The organism is Cytobacillus horneckiae (assembly GCF_002835735.1).
Taxonomy (GTDB): Bacteria; Bacillota; Bacilli; order Bacillales; family Cytobacillaceae; genus Cytobacillus; species Cytobacillus horneckiae.
On sequence record NZ_PISD01000046.1, the window covers coordinates 32,675 to 51,928 of the forward strand.

Sequence of the window (19,254 nt, forward strand, 5' to 3'; positions counted from 1 at the left end):
ATTTTTTGATGCAGAAAACATCTCCGGATAGAATAACAATTGCTATATTCCCACTGTATATGTTTATAGATTTTCAATGATTTTGAGCCGTTCCTTACCTGTCTCAAAATCAATCATATAATAATTGAGTAAATTGCCTTCAGTGCGATAGGAGATTTCCCATAAAGGAATATTTTTTTCCATCCCTAAACGTACAGCAATAATCTCGGTCGGTTTTTTCTCATTTAAAAGTGATTGAACGGCTTCTTCCTTTGAAATGCCATCTGTTTTCTTTTTAACCGTAATATCACCTTTGCCCTCCGGAACCCAGGCATATACGTCATCACCATTTTTCAATTTGCCATCTATTACATATATTGTTTCATTACCATTATATAAAGAGAACCTATTGGTGTCCGTTAAGTTTACTTCTTTTTCCGCCCTTTTTACTGCCTCGGCTTTCACATCTTTCACCGGTTCAACAGCATTCATATAAACTTTGCCAGACAAGCCAATCATGACTACGACAACAATCATACTGATTATTATTATTTTCTTCATATCATCACTCTACTTATGTACGGTAGATTGTAAAAACCGCTTTATTTTGATCTTCCTTGTCCAATGCTAAACCGAACATTAAATCTTCCCGCTTTAATGTTCGATTCAATGAATCGACAATTTTATATAAATCCGGACTGTTTTGGATTGTTACTGTTGATAATACTTCTATCTTGCTTTCCATGTGCAAATTTCCTCCTTGAAACTTACCAAGCTACATTTTAAACTCTACCTTAATAGTATAACAGTAATAGTGGCAGTCATAAATATCGACACCATATTTTTAGTAAATTTTTATAGCCATTCGTCTATGAGCTTTATAGTTTCGTTAATTGATTTTTGTTCGGCCTTCACTGCAGGCACAGATTGAAGAAAAGCCTTCCCATAGCTGGTTGTTACAATTCTTCTGTCAAAAACGATAATTAACCCTTTATCTGACTTTGTACGGATCAGTCTGCCAAAGCCTTGTTTAAAACGGATAACAGCTTCAGGCAAGGCAAATTGTGAAAATGGACTGCCGCCTTCTGCTTGAATTTTTTTCGACTTTGCTTCAGTCATTGGATCATCCGGAGGTGAAAATGGAAGTCGAACGATGATTAAACAGGATAAATCCTCCCCAGGAATATCGACACCCTCCCAAAAACTGCTTGTACCAAGAAGAATCGCCTTCTCAAACCGCTGAAAATTCCTGGTCAACCGCGAACGGCTTCCCCCTGATATCCCTTGGGCGAAAATAGCAAAATCATCTAGAAAACCGGATTCCTTAATCAACTGATGAGTGTCTCTCAACATTTCATATGAAGTAAACAAAATGAGCATCCTGCCCTTTGTCGCTTCTGCAATGGATATAATTTGTTCTGAAATAGAAGCTACATATTCTTCCATTGGCACAGCCTTAATATCAGGTAAATCTTCTGGAATAATGAATTTCACCTGCTTGTCATAATCAAACGGGGATTCAATTTTCACAAGCTTGCATTCTTCCTCTTTTAAGCCTAACTCTTTTAACATATATGAAAAAGAGCCTTTAATCGTCATTGTCGCTGAGGCAAGAACAATGCTTCGCTTTCGGTCAAAGAATCGTTCACTAAGCAGACTTGCGACATTCAATGGCTCCGAATAAACGGTCGTTACGTTCTGCATCGCTCTTAAGTCGATTTCTATCCATGTTACCTGCTCATGAGGTGATGTCATGAACAGTGCTTTCACTGAATCCATGACCAATTTCAAATCTTCGACGCTTGAAGTTAACTCTTCTAAAAAAGCCCTGCTCTTATCATGTAATTGCGCGACTTGTTTTTTTAGATAGTTCAACCGATTTCCCAACGCTTCGACAGCATCTTTAGTTAAAAAATAAAATCTTTCTGCCTTGCCAACCAGCAATTTTTGACTGCTGTCTTGATCAGCTTGATTAAGACCTATTTTCAGGCGGTTGACACCTTTTTTCCCCTTCTTGCGGTTTTTTGCAACCGTGCCAATTAACCGGAAGAATTCGTCCATCTCAAAAAGCAGCTCGACCATCAATTCATTCATTTCGAATGAATGAAGCAGAGAATCATCCTTCACATCAGTTTCTTCCAGTAATTTTTCAAGTTTAAATAAAAGCTGACGATGCTCAAGCGTGCCGATTTGACTAAGAATAAGCCTTACATTTAAGTAATCAAGGCTAAGTCCGAAGTGGGGACCTGCGGCCTTTACAAAATGATGACCCTCATCAATGATAGCGTGCTGATAACTTGGCAATATAGAGTGGTCTGACGCTAAATCGGTCAGCAGCATGCTGTGATTAGTAATGATTAAATCTGCCTTTTGCGCTTGATTTCTCGCTTTATAATAAAAATCTTTATTTATCCAAGATTTTTCAGTTAAAAAGACTGTTTCATCATTCTTAATATGATTCCAATAAATCATTCCGCCGCTAGATAAATTTAATTCATCCATATCTCCTGTAGCTGTTTCTGTTAGCCATATGAGAATTTGCATTTTCGTTAAGTTCGTATCATAATTGTCATCCAGTTCATTCAATGATGCGACAAACTTTTGCAGGCTTAAATAATGGCTTCTCCCCTTTAAAACAACAGCTTCTACAGAAAATGGCAGCATCTTCTTTAATAGCGGCAAATCTTTATGAAGCAGCTGATCCTGCAGCTGCGTTGTATATGTACTAATGACAATCCGATCATTATTTTGAACTGCATACATAACAGATGGGATTAAATAGGCAAGCGACTTGCCTACACCTGTCCCTGCTTCTATTAAGCTATGCTGTTCATTGCCAAATGCAGCGTATACTGCATCCATCATGGAGAATTGCCCTTCTCTGATTTCAAATAAAGGAAAGGCTTTTTTAAATAACGCCGTTTTATCTTCAGTCATTGTAGGGAAATCTATTTGTTTTACATAAGTCGGCTTCTCAGACTTTTGTTCCGCTTTCCTTAATGCAATTCCTTGATATATTTCTAAATGATCCGGTAAAGCTTCAAGTGTCGCTTCCTTCCATTGTATCAACTCATCCAAATATATATCTAAATCACTCTTTAGTCCGCCAGATAATTTATGTAGCTGTTTGATCGTTTGTACAGGTAAATATTTTAGTTTCTTTTCCAATATTAATAATAGCTCTGCAGTAACATATGCATCACTATCTGCCTGATGCGGCCGATCATGATTTAAGCCGAATTGATTAGCTAAATCTGAAAGCTTGTAGCTGTCCTCGCTAGGCAACAAAATTCGCGCCAGCTCTACTGTGTCGAGAACAGGCCCATAAAATCCGTTATAGCCTGCATCTATCAATTCTTCCTGTAAAAAGGACAAATCAAATAGCACATTATGGGCAACAAAATAAGCTCCGTCCAGCATCTTTAACACTTTCGGGGCTATTTCATCAAAAGTCGGGGCACCCTTTACCATGTCATCAGTTAATCCTGTTAACTCTTCAATAAAGGGAGGAATGCTTTGATTCGGTTGAATAAGCGAAGAAAATTGATCAATTATTTCTCCATTTTCTACAACAACCGCTGCAAATTGTATCATTTTATCGCCTTTTTTAGGGGCATTTCCTGTCGTTTCTAAATCAATGACGACATATTTATTACTCATGGCTTACACCTCTAACATTCTGTCAATCAAACGGTATCATAAAAAGAAGAAAAGAGAAAGTTATCGGGCATTTAATTTAACAAAATAAAGCGATTTTTTTTAGAAAGGAACTAATATTCATTTTACACGTTATCATTCTGACTTGTTAACTTATTGCTAAATAAAAAAGCTGGATAGGAGATCTCCCTATCCAGCATTCTTCCGTTACATGATTGTATGAGCGGGTTCAGCATGCATTAATTCTTTCATTTTATTGCCTTCTGCCATAATTGCTACTTTCGGTTTATGAGAAGCGAGCTTTTCTTCGGCAACCATTGCATATGAGATGATGATGACGATATCTCCCTCTTGTACAAGTCTTGCCGCCGCTCCATTTACACAGATGACACCGCTGCCTCTTTCGCCTGGAATGATATAAGTTTCAAATCTTTGGCCATTATTATTATTTACGATTTGTACCTTTTCATTCGGGAGCATCCCAACTGCATCAAGAATATCTGAATCTATCGTAATACTTCCTACATAATTCAAGTTTGCTTCTGTAACTGTGGCACGGTGAATTTTTCCGTTCATCATTGTCCTAAACAAGACAATTCCTCCTATCTATACGTTCGTGATGACTATATTATCTATTAAGCGTGCTTTCGGGAATTTAACAGCAAGTGCAATAATAATTGTCCCCTTCAGCTCAACGATTTCCTTCAATTCTGGATAGGAATAGATTTCTACATAATCTATCTTTCCGTTTGTCTTTTCGGTAATTTCTTCACTAATAAATTTGATGATGCTGTCCGGGTTATTTTCCCCTTCTTCTATGAGTGATTGGGCATTAGCCAAGCTTCGAAAGAGCACTGGTGCCTGCTGCCTTTCTTCATCAGACAAAAATACATTTCTTGAGCTTTTAGCTAAACCGTCCTCTTCTCTAACTGTATCAACAGCAACCACTTCAATTGGGAAATTGTAAGTAGCTACAATTAAATCAATAACCGCCACTTGCTGTGCATCTTTACGCCCAAAATAGGCTCTCTCCGGCTGGATAATATTAAACAATTTTGATACCACTAATGCTACACCATCAAAATGGCCTGGTCTTGACTTTCCGCAAAGAACATCTGTCCGGTCTCCGACATGCATTAAAACAGCTGGTGGATTAGGATACATTTCTTCAACTGAAGGATGAAAAATAACATCTATTTTTTCATTTTCAGCAAGTTTTAAATCGCGGTCCAAATCTCTTGGATACGTACTCAAGTCCTCCTTCGGCCCAAATTGCAGCGGATTCACAAAAATACTCATGACAACGAGATCATTTTCCTGTCTAGCTTTCTTTGCCAGTGTAAGATGACCTTCATGCAGATACCCCATCGTCGGGACTAACCCGATAGAATTGCCTTGCTTCTTCATTGTTAATACATAATCCTGCATTTCTTGAATCTTCGAAATTACTTTCATCATTTGCCCCCGTAAAGACTTAGAAGTTCTTCTTCCTTCATATTAAATGAATGTTGTGCTTCAGGGAAAAGCCCGCCTTTTACTTCTTTTACATAGGCTCTTAAGCCTTCCTCCATCATTTCTTCACTATTTAAATAACGCTTTACAAACTTTGGAACCCGATCGACACCATAAGTAAGAACATCATGATAGACAAGGACCTGCCCATCAGCATGAGGACCAGCACCGATGCCGATTGTCGGTATATTTAATGCCGAAGTTACTTCTTTCGCAAGTTGCTGTGGCACACATTCCAACACAATAGCAAATGCCCCGGCAGTTTCACATTTTTTTGCATCCTCAAGCAGTTTTAAAGCGGCGGCGGCATTTTTTCCTTGTACTTTATATCCTCCGAGAACCGCTACAGATTGAGGTGTAAGGCCCAAATGAGCCACAACTGGAATCCCAGCCTTTGTAAGCGCTTCTATTTGATCAATTACTTCATCTCCACCTTCGACTTTAACCGCCTGTGCGCCCGTTTCCTGAATAAGCTGGCAAGCATTGATTAAAGTATCTTTTGTTGAAAGGTGATAGCTCATAAATGGCATATCTACAACAATGAATGTATTGGCAGCCCCTCGTTTCACTGCTTTTGCGTGATGAATCATATCGCTCATTGTCACTGGTATGGTCGAATCATAACCTAAAACGACCATACCGAGAGAGTCGCCAACTAAAATCATATCAACGCCAGCTTTTTCCGCTTGCTTAGCAGCCGGAAAGTCATATGCTGTCAGCATAGCAATCTTCTCTCCATTGTTCTTCATCTTTACGAAATCTGTTGTTTGCTTCATCTTACATCCTCCTTTTTTCTTTAGGAAGAGGCGATGGAAACAATGACAATGAGTCAATAAATAATAAAAATCCTTCCATAGCAAATACAGAAGGATTGTGAAATCGCTCATTATAGTGTCTCATCCCTCTGTCCTGGTCCATAATGGATCTAGGCAGATTATACTTATCACATCGATTTTCTTACAGGTGCAGTTCTAAATGATACTGCCCACCAAAAGTATAACAAACATAAGAAACTTTTGGCTATAAAAAATTTCTTTATGTTTATCTGATTATTCAGAAATTAAAAACCAACAATTTCGATACAATTCATTTCCCCTAATTTTTGTTGTGACAGCGGGCTGAAAGTGCCTATATGATGCTTTCGCAAACTAGGTTACTATTTACCAAGCAGTACAGTGATGTTGTTTTCTGCTCTGCCGCATAATTTAGACTTACTCCGCATTGAATGTGGAGCAAGCTTCATTCGAAGGGCAAATAAATCGTGGTTATTTACACGAAGGGATTTTGGACTGAATGCTTCAGGTGAATAAATTGCGGTTATTTACACGAAGGGATTTTGAACCGAATGCTTCAGGTGAATAAATTGCAGTTATTTACACGAAGGGATTTTGAACCGAATGCTTCAGGTGAATAAATTACGGTTATTTACACGAAGGGATTTTGGACTGAATGCTTCAGGTGAATAAATTGCGGTTATTTACACGAAGGGATTTTGAACCGAATGCTTTAGGTGAATAAATAGCGGTTATTCCAGAGGATTTTCGTTGTCATAAATATTAGATGGAGTTCACCTGCCCCGCTCCTCGAAAAGTCTAGCATTTTTTGCGCCATGTACGCAAAAAACGACCATTTTAAACTTGAGCCACTCCTTTAACTGGCACAAGAAAAAACAGCCGCTTCCCACTCACAACCACTTATAAAATTGTCTGTTTTCTGATTGCAGCGAATGCCTACTTATTTATCCAATCTCAATATCAGCCGAGTATATATGATGAGTCTTACCTTCCCCGTCCTCAAGCAGGAGTACACCTTCATCAGTGATTCCAATTGCTTTGCCGGCGATTGCTCCAGTTAATGTTCTGGCTGTTATATACTTGCCGATGCTTACAGCATAGCTTTCCCAAAGTAGTTTAATTGGATGAAACCCTTTTTCAATGTAAATTTTATAAAGGTTTTCGAGCTTTAAAAGTAGGGCCTGAATCAGTTCAGCTCTTGATATTTTTTGACCTTTTTCTATCGCCAGACTAGTCGCTTTATCTTGAAGCTCTGGCGGATAATCCTCTTTACTTTGATTTACATTGATGCCAATGCCCATGATGATAGAAGCAATCCGATCTGCATCGGCCTGCATTTCTGTTAAAATACCAGTAATTTTTTTGCCATTTAAGAGAACATCATTCGGCCATTTAATCTCAGGTGATAATCCTGTCACTTCTTCTATTGCCTGTACAACTGACACAGCTGCAATAAGCGTGAGCTGCGGCGCTTTATGTGGAGGAAGATTCGGGCGGAGAATAATACTAAGCCAAATGCCTGTGTATTTTGGTGATACCCATTTACGATCCATCCGGCCTCGGCCATTTGATTGTTCTTCTGCAACAACAATGGTACCTTCTTTTGCACCTTCATTCGCCAGGCGGTGGGCAACTTTCTGCGTTGTTTCAACAACCTCTTCATAATGAATTGATCTGCCAAAATCTTCTGTTTTGAGACCTAGACTAATTTCATCAGCGATAACCTTATCCGGTGTACCTATGATGCGGTATCCTTTCCGTCTGACTGCTTCTAGTTCAAACCCCTCTTTACGCAGGCTCTCTATATGCTTCCATACAGCTGTTCTGGAGCAGCCGAGCACATCTGCGATTGCTTGTCCCGATAAGTATTCCTCTTCATTATTAGTAAAAGCATTCAACAGCTTTTTTCTTAATTCTGATTGCATCGTAACAGCCACTCCCTGATAGAATCCTTTGTATTCTTCACTTTGCTATAAACAACAGCCTCTTCCACTTCTTCAATACAAGCTTTAATCCAAGGGCCTGCAGGTTTATTGAACCAGTCCATTAAATCATCACCTGTTAACTGCAATTCGCTTCGGTCCTTAATAGGAAGATGATGATACTGCTCCATCAACGCTTCACCTGAAGATCGCTCTTGCTTTGTGATGATTTCATATATTCTGTTTGCACTCAATGCTTTTTGTTTTCCTGCTTGATATAAAGATTGCTTATTAAAATGAGCTGTAAATCTATCATGTAACCATTCGGATAATGATAGGATATATTTTATCGTTTTAGCAGGCATTCTCCAGCTTTTTAGAATAATTTTACGTTCGGGTTCAGTTAATTTTAATCCATAGAGAATAAAGGCCCACATTTCTTCTAAAGTTAAACCGGCATAATCATATTCTTCCAAAGCGGAAATATGCTTCCCTTTTGCAGCCAGACCAGGTAAATATATGTATAATCCAGTATCAACGAGGTGCTGTAATGCCTGCTTTCGATTGTTGCCAACCAACAGTTTATTAAATTCCACCAGCTTCCGCTCAACAGCTATATGCTGCAGCAAGTGGCCATTATGTTTTAACGCTTCATATGTATTTCTTTCGATGTCAAAATTTAATTGACTATGAAATCTCAATGCCCGCATCATTCTTAAAGCATCTTCAGTAAACCTTTCATCCGCTTTGCCTACTGTAACGATTTGCTTAAGTTTAATCGCCTCCATGCCGGAAAACGGGTCGATTGCCACTCCATGCTTATCAAGTGCAATGCTGTTCATCGTAAAGTCCCTGCGTTGTAAATCTTCTTTAAGATTTCTAATAAATTTCACTTCTGCTGGTCGTCTAAAATCAACATACTGTGATTCTGCTCTGAATGTCGTTACTTCGTATGGCTCCCCTTGAAATAAAACGAGTACAGTCCCATGTTCAATCCCGACATCTACGGTTTTAAGGAAAATTTTCTTCACTTCGTCAGGAGTAGCAGAGGTCGCGATATCCACATCCGAGATATCTCTTCCGATAATCGCATCCCTTACTGCTCCTCCTACAAAATAAGCTTCAAATCCATTGTCCTCTAACTTTTCTAAAATTGGAACAGCCCTTTGAAAAGCTATATTCATTTACCATCACCGCTTAAAAGTTGATAATAGATTTGTTCATATTCTGATACGACTTTATTTGCGTTAAATGACGTACGTACAGTCGATACTGCATGCTCTGAGAACATTTGATGCAATTCTTTATCATTTAAAAGGGCAACAGCTTTGTCGGCAATCCCATGAATATCGCCTAACTCACAAATAAAGCCATTTTCACCATCTGAAATTACTTCTGGTATGCCGCCGACATTCGTCCCAATACAAGGCACTCCGCATGCCATTGCTTCAAGGGCGACTAATCCAAAGCTTTCTTTCTCTGAAAGAAGCAGCATCAGGTCACTTAAGGAATATAACTCTGCGAGATTATCCTGTTTACCTAAAAACAGCACTTTTTCACTAAGACCCATATTTTCAACCAGCTGTGCGACTGTATTCATTTGCGGGCCATCTCCAACTAAAAGCAGCTTTGCCTTCATTTTTTCAGAGATTCTCGCAAAAGATTTTACTACATCAGGCACTCTTTTTACGCCTCTAAAGTTGGAAACATGGATAATAACCTTTTCATCATTCGCGATGCCAAACTCTTCTCGTAAATAAGTGGAATCCTGTTTCCTGTATATTCTCTGATCAATGAAATTATATACAGGAATAATCGATTGATCAGGGTTGATTAAGTCATAGGTTTGCGCAATAAGCGCGTTTGAAACAGCAGTAACAGCATCAGATTGCTCGATTCCAAATTTAATCGCATCAGACAATGAGGAATCATACCCTAACACAGTAATATCTGTCCCATGGAGCGTAGTTACAATTTTCACATCCCTGCCGCTCATTTGTTTTGCTAATATGGCACAAATCGCATGTGGAACGGCATAATGAACATGCAGTAAATCAAGCTTCTCTCTCTTAATAATTTCTGCCATCTTGCTGGCGAGGGCGATGTCATATGGTGCATATTGAAAGACAGAATAATGATTCACTTCTACTTGATGATAGAAGATATTATGATACATTCTGTTCAAACGAAAAGGCAGACTGGATGAGATAAAGTGGATTTCATGACCTTTCTCCGCCAGCATTTTTCCTAATTCTGTAGCGACAACCCCTGATCCACCTACTGTTGGATAACAAGTAATTCCAATTTTTAATTTCTTATTTTTCATATCATACTCCAATTAAATCTTTATCAATGATAATAGGTTTCTTCACTTTAAAACCTTCTGCATATTTTAACCCAACTTGCTGCCCATATAAACGCTCTCTTGCTTCAATCATCTCAACATATCCATTTACAAGCGGCGTATCAACAGATTCGTCTGTTTTTACAAATTGGCTCCTGTAAGCTTGTAAGCTAGAAATTTTATTGTCTATAAACTCAGAAATATCCACAACAAAATCTGGAGTATGAAATCCGTTAATCATATAGTAATACATATGTCTAACTTTATGAGCATTATGTTTTTCTGTTGTTTCATATTTCTTCACACCCGCGGAAAAAACAGCTTCCTCTACAATCCTAGCAGCATTTCCATGGTCAGGATGGCGATCCGCCATATAAGGCGCAAATACAATCGCAGGACGATATTTTCGTATCACCTCAGCTGCTTGCCTAATATAATCCTGATTCAAAAAAAGACCTCTATCTTTCATGCATAAAGTTTCTCTAACTTCTACATTAAGAAGCTGTGCCGCTTGTTTTGCTTCCGCTTTACGCAAAGCAGCATTTCCATTTGAAGATAATTCCGCCTCTGTTAAATCACATATCCCAATACTAAGACCCTGGGCTGCATATTTTGCAATCGTGCCGCCCATTCCGATTTCTACATCATCCGCATGTGCGCCAAACGCTAAAATATCTAATTTCATACTTTCCATGTTGTTTCACTCTCCGCTAACGATTTCTCTCCAGGAGAGATCTCCCCGTTCTAACCCCATAACAATTACTTCTGCCGTTCCCATATTTGTCGCTAATGGAACGGCATATACATCACATAAGCGGATTAATGCGTTAATATCCGGCTCATGCGGCTGTGCTGTTAAAGGATCTCTGAAAAACAAAACAACATCCATCTTATTTTGGGCAATCATCGCACCAATTTGCTGATCGCCTCCCATTGGTCCGGACTGAAACCGGTGGATATCCAATCCTGTTTCTTCTTGAATACGAAGCCCTGTTGTTCCTGTTGCATACAGTTGATGCATCGCTAATGTGTTTTTATAAGCTGTGGCAAACCGAACGATATCATTCTTTTTTTTGTCGTGGGCAATTAAGGCAATATTCATTGGGCACCTCCATTTTATTCAATAATATTTTCTAATCCGTACACCAATGTATCAATTTTTAATACTGTATCAACAGCGATTTTAACTCCAGACATAAATGAGGCACGATTATAGGAATCATGTTTAATTGTCAATGTTTGTCCACTTGCACCAAACATCACTTGTTGATGGGCAATTAACCCTGGTAGACGAACGGAATGAATGTGCATCCCATCATAATCTGCTCCTCTTGCACCCTCGATCGTTTCCTTTTCGTTAGGATGTCCTTGTACTTTTGTTTCTCTGACCTCTGCAATCATTTCAGCAGTTTTGACAGCAGTTCCTGATGGCGCATCAAGCTTCTGATCATGATGCATTTCGATGATTTCTACATCATTAAAATATTTACCAGCCATTTGAGAGAATTTCATCATTAATACAGCACCTAGTGCAAAGTTAGGGGCGATAATTGCGCCAATTCCTTTTTCATGGCAGAGTTCTTCAAGCTCCTTTAAATTTTCCTTTGTAAAGCCAGTTGTCCCAACAACAGGGCGAACGCCATATTGCAAAGCGGTTTTTGTATGATGCATCCCCACTTCTGGAGTCGTTAAATCAATTAATACATCTGGCTCACTCGCTTTCAAGCAAGCGGAAATGTCCGCAAATACAGGTATATCCAATCCTGAAAACCCAGGAAACTCGCTCAGCATACCGCCATCATTTTTATGATCTAATACAGCTACAAGCTCATACCCTTCCGTTTCCTGTACAAGCTTCACCGCTTCACTCCCCATCTTTCCACGCGGCCCAGCTATCACTATCTTCACAATATTCATTGTCCATCTTCCTCCTTATCTTTCCTTGTCCATCTGTTCTTATCACGAGTATTAAATTTATTCATGACACGATCATGGGCATCATCTAATTGAATGTTTAATGAATTGGCAAGGCAGATGAGAACAAACAGCATATCTCCCATTTCTTCTTCTATTGCTTTTTCGTCTTCACTATTTTTCTTCGGTTTTTCACCGTAATGATGATTAACTTCGCGAGCAAGCTCACCTAATTCTTCTGTCATCCTTGCAAGCATGGCAAGCGGACTAAAATAACCTTCCTTGAATTGACCTATGTATTCATCCACTTCTTTTTGAAGCTGCTTCATTGTTTTGTCATCAGACAAGCTGTATCACCTCTAAATGATATTTATGAACATTCTCTTCCATGTTAGCTAAACATAAATGTTTTTACAATAATATGACCTTAAAAACACACCATCACTTATATTTTATTATTGGTATATTGCTCTTAAAACGCCAATCCTATATAATGAGGTATCTTATTTATTGTCATTTACAGGCATTGGAGGACGATTATGCTATCCGGTTTGAAAATTAAAAATATACTATTCATCTTAATCGGTTCTTCCATATTTTCATTTGGCATTGTTCATTTTAATATGCAAAACAACCTGTCTGAGGGCGGTTTTACTGGGATAACCTTATTGCTTTACTTCCTATTAGATTGGGACCCCTCTTATACGAACTTAATTTTAAATATTCCGTTATTTTTTATCGGCTGGAAGCTTCTTGGACGGAAAGCTTTTATTTATACCATAATTGGAACAGTCAGCGTATCCATTTTCCTTTGGATATTCCAGCGTTATCAAATCAATATGCCATTGAACGACGACCTTACATTAGCTGCCCTTTTTGCCGGCGTCTTTATCGGCGTGGGACTTGGAATCATTTTCAGATTCGGCGGAACGACAGGCGGTGTAGACATTATTGCGCGGCTTGTTAATAAATACGCGGGCATCAGCATGGGCAAAACGATGTTTATTTTTGATGCCTGTGTCATTATTATTTCTTTAATTTTCTACTTAAGCTACAAAGAAGCAATGTATACATTGGTTGCTGTTTTTGTAGGTGCAAGAGTGATTGATTTCATTCAGGAAGGTGCCTATGCTGCAAGGGGAGCAATGATTATTTCAGAGAAAAATGAAGAAATTGCAGCGAAAATAATGAATGAGATGGAAAGAGGCGTAACAGTTCTAAAAGGTCATGGCTCATTTACGAAAGTTGACCGCGATGTTTTGTACTGTGTTGTCGCCAGAAATGAATTAACTAGATTAAAAAGCATCATTAATTCAGTTGATCCGCACGCATTTGTTACGATGTCTCAAGTACATGATGTGCTTGGAGAAGGGTTTACACTTGATGAAAATAAAAAACCGTTAGAAAAGTAAAGGAGGAGCTTCGACGAAGCTCCTCCTTTACTTTTTTATTAATCTTCGCTTCTCATGCCAACAAAGGCAAGAACGAAACGCAATAATTCGAGCACTGCGATAACAGTTGCAGCTACATATGTTAATGCGGCAGCATTCAATACTTTCTTTGCTCCGCCTTCTTCATCATTTCTAATAATCCCTGAGCCAACCATGACATTTAATGCGCGCGATGAGGCGTTAAATTCAACTGGCAAAGTGACAAGCTGGAAAAGCACTGCGGCTGCGAAGAAAATAATCCCTATTAGCATCATGCCAGTCGCTTGGAATAATAGGCCTCCCAAAATAAAGAAAAATGAAAGATTTGATCCTGCGTTCGCAACGGGTACTAAAGCATGGCGAAAACGCAAGAATGAATAATCTTCCGCATCCTGAATTGCATGGCCGACTTCATGAGTCGCAACAGATACGGAGGCAATGGATGTACCGTAATAGTTGTCTTCAGATAAACGCACGACCTTATCTCTAGGATCATAATGGTCTGAAAGCTGCCCCTTCACAGGCTCAATAGATACATTGTAAAGTCCGTTTTCATCCAGCACTTTTCTGGCAGCCTGTGCACCAGTTAAACCGGAAGAGTTTTGAATTTTCAAGTGACTGCTGTACGTTTTCTTCAAATACATTTGAATGCCAATCGGCACAAGCATAATAATAACAAAATAAACCAAGAACGTCATAGATGAACCTCCTAATAAAGATAGATATGGCTTGTTTCCTCTCCAAAAAACTCATAATATTAACTGAAAATTCGCGTAATTATCAGAACTTTTTGGGAGGAGTCTTTTTTTACGGACAAGGTTAACATTCCCAAATAATCTTAGTCACAGTATTATGACCAATTTTAACTTATAGCTTCTCCTGGATTTAATTAAAGGGGAAAGATAATACATCTGTGGAATTTCAAATTACTAATTGCTCCTTTTCGTGGTCAATTAAAACTGAACGTTAGACGTATAACCTTAGAGGCTGGTTAAGGGTTACATGTAGCAATAGAAAGAGCGTTGCATTTGCCGGATGGCTGACAAACCTGTCTAAGCGATTAAAAACCATTCTCGCTTAATCTAAGGATTGACACAAACCTCAATTCAAATAAAACCCACTAGATGTCATTGCCCTTCTTAATATTCTTTTCATCAACTATCACACAATGAGGACAACTGATGGAAAGGAAATATTTTTTTACTTGAGCTTATTTTACCTTGTTTTAATAGTGAAGTTCAACCATTTAGCTTTCTGGATTGTTTTCTTTTTTCTTGCCGCCTTTATATTTTCTCCAGCCTACATAGGATAATGTGAGAATAATGATGCTGCCTGTTGAAATAATCACCCACCATAATGATGGATCCGCTTCATCTTCCGTTATTTCCTCAAATATTTCTTCCATATCTGCCGCCAATGTTTCAAGTTCCTGCATGCTATCTTCTTCGTCCTCCAGCACTTGAGTCCTGTATTGATCAACATATTTAATGCGCGTATCTAATTGCTGTATGCGCTCAGAATCAATATCGAGCTTTATAGAAGGATAGATGATATCATAAAGAGCTAAAAAGGAATTGAAATTTTGATGAAATGCATCAATATCGCCCATTTCAGCAGCGCCTTTAACCTCACCTAATACAGACATGATAGGATTTTTCATCTCTGCCCACAATGGCTGGTTTGAAGTAGAAACTGTATCCATAACAAGACGGAACTTAGTAAAGCTTTGAAGCCTGTCCTCATGATTCATATTTATGCTCGCAGCAGCTTGTACAGCTTCGTTATGAGAAGCTGTAACTGCACGCAGTTCATCGCTTGTTAAGATTTGATTGCCGCCGGTTGCTACAACGAACTGATTAGAAAAATAATTTAATATCCTTTGCGCTTCATCATACCGGTGCAGCTTGACCATTTGCAGCGCCTCGTCAGATATCTCATCTAATTTATTTATTGAAGCTGTATCATCGTCAGTGTTCGCAATGACCATATACGGTAATATCAATGATATTGATAAGATTAATGCAATAAAAAATGTTTTTGTTCTCATACGAACTTGTCCCTCCCAAGGATTACTATTAAAAATGTATGTACGTTAGGACAAGGTTAGACCATGAATATTTTGTATTTAAGCATAAAAAAAATGCCAAAGTCTTTTTGGCATTTTATCGACCTTTTGGTATAATTAATGGATTTTCTTCACTTTGACCGTTACCACCGCCATGATAATATTGAGGCACATTGCCTTGCAGGAAGATATCGCCAATTTTCACGGAATTAGCTGTTTCGATATTTCTCTCCATTAATGGGATAATCACTTTCATTCTCACGTTTATCACAATATAAATCTCAAGAAATGTATTATTGACTCCTGTTTCAATCACCTTCGTGTCAATGCTTGAAATAACATCACCTAAAAACTCAAATCGTATAGGTACTTTTGGACCAAGGCTTGAAAATAATGTAATCTTTGTAGCCATCCCAAGAGGGATCGCATATATCATTCCTCCTTCAGAACTGGAAGCATCAAAATCGATTAATTCATCATTTTTCAACGCCTTGAGCTGGTCCACATTTCCGCTTTCAACTAAATTTAAATATTCCTGTACACTTGATGTTGTTGCAGAAATGACCCGATTATAAATTTGCGGATTGGTGCTGTAACTCGCACTATCCCCGTCATCATGTTTAATTATGAGATCTCTCACATCAACATTTGAGATCTCCGTCGCTATTGCTTCATTTATAGCTTGAGCTGAAAATTGCCTTGCCTGTGTTTCAGCTATTTCCATTAACATTGGTTCAATATTTTTATTGATAAGTAACAAGCCCGATAAAGTTAGAAGGATAAAAATAAAAAAAGTGATAAGCAAGACGTATCTTAATGGCAGCGGTCCTTTAATTGCTTGTCGCAATCGCCTTTTATTCACAAAAGTTTTCCTCCCTTTGTACAATATATGATTGTACAAAGAAAATAAAACAAGTTTTATTTAGTTGGCAATTCAAGCGAAAACCGGTTTTTACGAATGGTTAAATAATAGGTGATGCCAATAGAAAAAATACTAAGCCAAAACGTAAAATATCCGATTTGCGGGATATAATCATTTAATACAGAGTAGCGCGGTAGCATGAAGAAAACATAATCAATCACATCGTTATGCAACGTCCATATTGCCGCAATAACTAAATGCCATAATTTTATTCGATAAAAAGGCGCGTAAAGAATGCCTTGTATTGCCATCGCACCGTGAGAAAAGATGAGCATTAATGCAGCCGGATCAACCACACCTGTAACCTGAAAAACGAGGAGGTTCATAACAACTGCCCAAATGCCGTATTTTACAAGAGTTACAATAGCCAATACCTCGAGCAGCGGCCAACTCTTGCCTAATAAGAAAGCAATTAGTACAAAAACAAAAAACAAGCTTGCTGTAGGGCTATCAGGCACAAACGGTAAAAATATCGGCGGTGTCTCAACCAATTGCCATTTATACCAGTAATATCCGTAAACAGTGCCAACAGTATTAATGATTAAAAGAATTATTAGAAACATCCGGTTTCCAAGGATAGGGTAAATCTGTTTCATTGTTCATCCTCACAATTATATAGAATATGAAAAGAAGCTGACGACCAAGTCAGCTTCTTTTTGTTTATTCACTTTCAATACTTGAAATAAAGTCTACAACTTTTTCAAGCTCTTCATCTGTGCCAGTGAAGATTCCGGCAGGCATCGCACCTCTACCGTTGACAATGACATCATGAATTTCCTCCGGTGTCAAATCAACATCGATAAGAGCCGGCGCACCTGCTCCACCTTCCAATTCATTGCCATGACACGTTAAGCAAGTGTTGGCTTCCATTAGCTTATAGCCCTCTGCTTCCGTATCAATTTCTGCCTCAGCTACTATCTTACCTTGTTGGGCTGCTGCTTCCCAGTCATGATGGGCAACTGATTCCCAAGTCAGGAATGTAACGCCAGCAATTGCAAGCAGCATAAATCCTGTTGCAAATGGACGCTTTGACGGACGACGTTCTGGTCCGCGGTCAATGAATGGTGCTAACGCCAATGCTCCAAATACTAAACCTGGAATGACGAAAGCCCCAATGACGTTGAACGGTCCGGATGCATATGTGTATTTTAGCAATTGATATAAGAATAAGAAATACCAGTCTGGCAGCGGAATGTAAGCTGTATCACTAGGATCCGCAATTTTTTCTAACGGAGGCTCATGAGCAATTGTTAAACATAAGAACCCGATGAGGAAAACCGCACCTACCATCCATTCCTTTAATAGAAAGTTTGGCCAAAAGGCTTCAGTTTTGCCTGGATATTCCGAATAATCTTTCGGAATAAAGGTTTTACGTTCAGCAGAAATGCGTGAATCTCCAACGAATTTCATACCTTTTCCACGATGCATGTAGCAATTCCCCTCCTTCTTTTAGAAGATATACATTTTACAATGGTCCAGAAATACCTTGTTTACGAATCATGATGAAGTGGGCAGCCATTAACGCAAATAGTGCTGCTGGCAGGAAGAATACATGAATCGCAAAGAAACGTGTAATTGTTTGAGCACCTACAATTTCAGAGTCACCGGCTATGAGCGTTTTCAGCATATCACCGATAAACGGTGTAGACTCAACAATTTGAATGGTAACTTTTGTAGCGAATAATGCTTTCATATCCCATGGTAACAAATATCCAGTTAAGCCAAGTGCAAGCATGACGAAGAAAATACCTACGCCGACAAGCCAGTTTAACTCACGAGGCTTCTTGTATGCGCCTTGGAAGAATACACGTAAAGTATGTAAAAACATCATAACAATAACTAAGCTTGCGCCCCAATGGTGCATTCCACGGACAATTTGTCCAAAAGCGACATGATTTTGTAAATAATAAACAGATTCCCATGCATTTTTAATATCCGGAACATAATACATCGTTAGGAACATACCGGACAAAATTTGAATTACAGTTACAAAGAACGTTAGACCTCCGAAGCAGTATACAAACGCAGAAAAGTGATGCGCTGGGTTTACGTGCTCTGGCACTTCATGGTCAGCAATATCTCGCCAAATTGGCGTAATATCTAAACGTTCATCTACCCAATCATAAATTTTATTGAACAATTATTACGCCTCCTTTATCGCGGTTCTGCTTTACCTAAATATAAGTACCCGTCTACTTCTTTGATTGGAAAAACATCTAACGCTGCAATTGGCGGTGTGCCTGGCACGTTTTTACCATCCTTCGTATAAAGTCCACCATGGCAAGGACAGTAGAAATGCTCTGGATTTGACTTATCAGTATTCCAGTCTACTACGCAGCCTAAATGTTTACATACTGGAGATAACGCGACAATTTCTCCCTTTTCATCTTTGTATACCCATGCAGTTCCAGTTTCCTCTGAGGTATACCATGCATCCACTTGCTCAAATTTGTAGTCAACTCTTGTTGGTTCTTCTGTGATTTCATCAACTTTTTGTGGTGTTGGAATAAAATCGCTTTCACCTTTAGATTGCAGAACAGGATCCACAGCAAATCGAACCATCGGCATTAACATACCGGCTGCCATGAAACCGCCTACACCAGTGAGTGTGTAGTTTAGGAATTGACGTCTAGATACACGATTTTTGCTCATACTTTTCCCCCCTCTATTATGTAGTCGAGTCCAACGGACAAAGTTCAACACAATATAAAACTA

The 19,254-nt window shown here is 38.7% G+C and carries 21 protein-coding genes; 1 reads left to right on the forward strand and 20 read right to left on the reverse strand.

Annotated elements, in window-relative coordinates; translation table 11 throughout:
- Positions 1–63: 63 nt before the first annotated feature.
- The 13 genes from CWS20_RS19205 to CWS20_RS19265 form a co-directional block, all read right to left on the reverse strand.
- A complete protein-coding gene (locus CWS20_RS19205) occupies positions 64–540 on the reverse strand; it encodes a cell wall elongation regulator TseB-like domain-containing protein (RefSeq protein ID WP_066200506.1) in 477 nt (158 codons plus the stop codon).
- 13 nt (positions 541–553) lie between these two features.
- Positions 554–724, reverse strand: coding sequence for a YpmA family protein (locus tag CWS20_RS19210; protein WP_066200510.1), 171 nt, complete (start codon positions 722–724; stop codon positions 554–556).
- Between the two features lie 110 nt (positions 725–834).
- Entirely contained in the window at positions 835–3,639 is a 2,805-nt protein-coding gene (gene dinG, locus CWS20_RS19215; RefSeq protein WP_066200512.1) for an ATP-dependent DNA helicase DinG, read from the reverse strand.
- Positions 3,640–3,843: 204 nt separating this feature from the next.
- Positions 3,844–4,227, reverse strand: a complete 384-nt coding sequence (panD, locus tag CWS20_RS19220; RefSeq protein WP_066200513.1) for an aspartate 1-decarboxylase — start codon at positions 4,225–4,227, stop codon at positions 3,844–3,846.
- A 15-nt stretch (positions 4,228–4,242) separates the two neighbouring features.
- Positions 4,243–5,091, reverse strand: a complete 849-nt coding sequence (gene panC, locus CWS20_RS19225) for a pantoate--beta-alanine ligase (protein WP_066200515.1) — start codon at positions 5,089–5,091, stop codon at positions 4,243–4,245.
- The gene (gene panB / locus CWS20_RS19230; RefSeq protein ID WP_066200519.1) at positions 5,091–5,924 is read right to left on the reverse strand and encodes a 3-methyl-2-oxobutanoate hydroxymethyltransferase; all 834 of its coding nucleotides are present in this window, start codon (positions 5,922–5,924) and stop codon (positions 5,091–5,093) included. The genes panC and panB overlap by 1 nt, the downstream gene beginning before the upstream one ends.
- A 962-nt stretch (positions 5,925–6,886) precedes the next feature.
- Positions 6,887–7,867 carry a biotin--[acetyl-CoA-carboxylase] ligase gene (locus CWS20_RS19235; RefSeq protein WP_066200523.1) on the reverse strand — a complete coding sequence of 327 codons (981 nt, stop codon included), beginning with the start codon at positions 7,865–7,867 and terminating at the stop codon, positions 6,887–6,889.
- Complete coding sequence (locus CWS20_RS19240) at positions 7,852–9,048, reverse strand: CCA tRNA nucleotidyltransferase (RefSeq protein WP_066200527.1); 1,197 nt, start codon at positions 9,046–9,048, stop codon at positions 7,852–7,854. Before CWS20_RS19240 ends, CWS20_RS19235 begins: the two co-directional genes overlap by 16 nt.
- Positions 9,045–10,190 (reverse strand): N-acetyl-alpha-D-glucosaminyl L-malate synthase BshA, encoded by a 1,146-nt coding sequence (bshA, locus tag CWS20_RS19245; protein WP_066200529.1) that lies wholly within the window; start codon positions 10,188–10,190, stop codon positions 9,045–9,047. Before bshA ends, CWS20_RS19240 begins: the two co-directional genes overlap by 4 nt.
- Before the next feature lies 1 nt (position 10,191).
- The gene (gene bshB1, locus CWS20_RS19250; RefSeq protein ID WP_066200532.1) at positions 10,192–10,902 is read right to left on the reverse strand and encodes a bacillithiol biosynthesis deacetylase BshB1; all 711 of its coding nucleotides are present in this window, start codon (positions 10,900–10,902) and stop codon (positions 10,192–10,194) included.
- Positions 10,903–10,908: 6 nt separating this feature from the next.
- Positions 10,909–11,310, reverse strand: a complete 402-nt coding sequence (gene mgsA, locus CWS20_RS19255) for a methylglyoxal synthase (RefSeq protein ID WP_066200535.1) — start codon at positions 11,308–11,310, stop codon at positions 10,909–10,911.
- Between the two features lie 14 nt (positions 11,311–11,324).
- Positions 11,325–12,125 carry a 4-hydroxy-tetrahydrodipicolinate reductase gene (gene dapB, locus CWS20_RS19260; RefSeq protein ID WP_066200538.1) on the reverse strand — a complete coding sequence of 267 codons (801 nt, stop codon included), beginning with the start codon at positions 12,123–12,125 and terminating at the stop codon, positions 11,325–11,327.
- Entirely contained in the window at positions 12,122–12,451 is a 330-nt protein-coding gene (locus CWS20_RS19265) for a nucleotide pyrophosphohydrolase (protein ID WP_066201848.1), read from the reverse strand. The genes dapB and CWS20_RS19265 overlap by 4 nt, the downstream gene beginning before the upstream one ends.
- A gap of 210 nt (positions 12,452–12,661) precedes the next feature.
- Here CWS20_RS19265 and CWS20_RS19270 point away from each other — a divergent pair, with 210 nt between their 5' ends.
- The gene (locus CWS20_RS19270; RefSeq protein ID WP_066200541.1) at positions 12,662–13,534 is read left to right on the forward strand and encodes a YitT family protein; all 873 of its coding nucleotides are present in this window, start codon (positions 12,662–12,664) and stop codon (positions 13,532–13,534) included.
- 38 nt (positions 13,535–13,572) lie between these two features.
- Here the strand turns inward: CWS20_RS19270 and CWS20_RS19275 are convergent, their stop codons facing one another.
- The 7 genes from CWS20_RS19275 to CWS20_RS19305 all read right to left on the reverse strand — a co-directional run bounded on the left by CWS20_RS19275 (position 13,573) and on the right by CWS20_RS19305 (position 19,191).
- Positions 13,573–14,250 carry a zinc metallopeptidase gene (locus CWS20_RS19275; protein ID WP_066200543.1) on the reverse strand — a complete coding sequence of 226 codons (678 nt, stop codon included), beginning with the start codon at positions 14,248–14,250 and terminating at the stop codon, positions 13,573–13,575.
- A 548-nt stretch (positions 14,251–14,798) separates the two neighbouring features.
- Entirely contained in the window at positions 14,799–15,599 is an 801-nt protein-coding gene (gene ypjB / locus CWS20_RS19280) for a sporulation protein YpjB (RefSeq protein WP_066200545.1), read from the reverse strand.
- A gap of 115 nt (positions 15,600–15,714) precedes the next feature.
- Positions 15,715–16,479 (reverse strand): sporulation protein YunB, encoded by a 765-nt coding sequence (gene yunB / locus CWS20_RS19285; protein WP_066200548.1) that lies wholly within the window; start codon positions 16,477–16,479, stop codon positions 15,715–15,717.
- A gap of 56 nt (positions 16,480–16,535) precedes the next feature.
- A complete protein-coding gene (lhaT, locus tag CWS20_RS19290) occupies positions 16,536–17,135 on the reverse strand; it encodes a lipoprotein heptaprenylglyceryl N-acetyltransferase LhaT (RefSeq protein WP_066200550.1) in 600 nt (199 codons plus the stop codon).
- Between the two features lie 64 nt (positions 17,136–17,199).
- Positions 17,200–17,967 (reverse strand): menaquinol-cytochrome c reductase cytochrome b/c subunit, encoded by a 768-nt coding sequence (locus tag CWS20_RS19295; RefSeq protein WP_066200554.1) that lies wholly within the window; start codon positions 17,965–17,967, stop codon positions 17,200–17,202.
- Between the two features lie 37 nt (positions 17,968–18,004).
- Complete coding sequence (gene qcrB, locus CWS20_RS19300; protein ID WP_066200557.1) at positions 18,005–18,679, reverse strand: menaquinol-cytochrome c reductase cytochrome b subunit; 675 nt, start codon at positions 18,677–18,679, stop codon at positions 18,005–18,007.
- A 14-nt stretch (positions 18,680–18,693) separates the two neighbouring features.
- Positions 18,694–19,191, reverse strand: a complete 498-nt coding sequence (locus CWS20_RS19305; RefSeq protein WP_066200559.1) for a Rieske (2Fe-2S) protein — start codon at positions 19,189–19,191, stop codon at positions 18,694–18,696.
- Between the last annotated feature and the right edge of the window lie 63 nt (positions 19,192–19,254).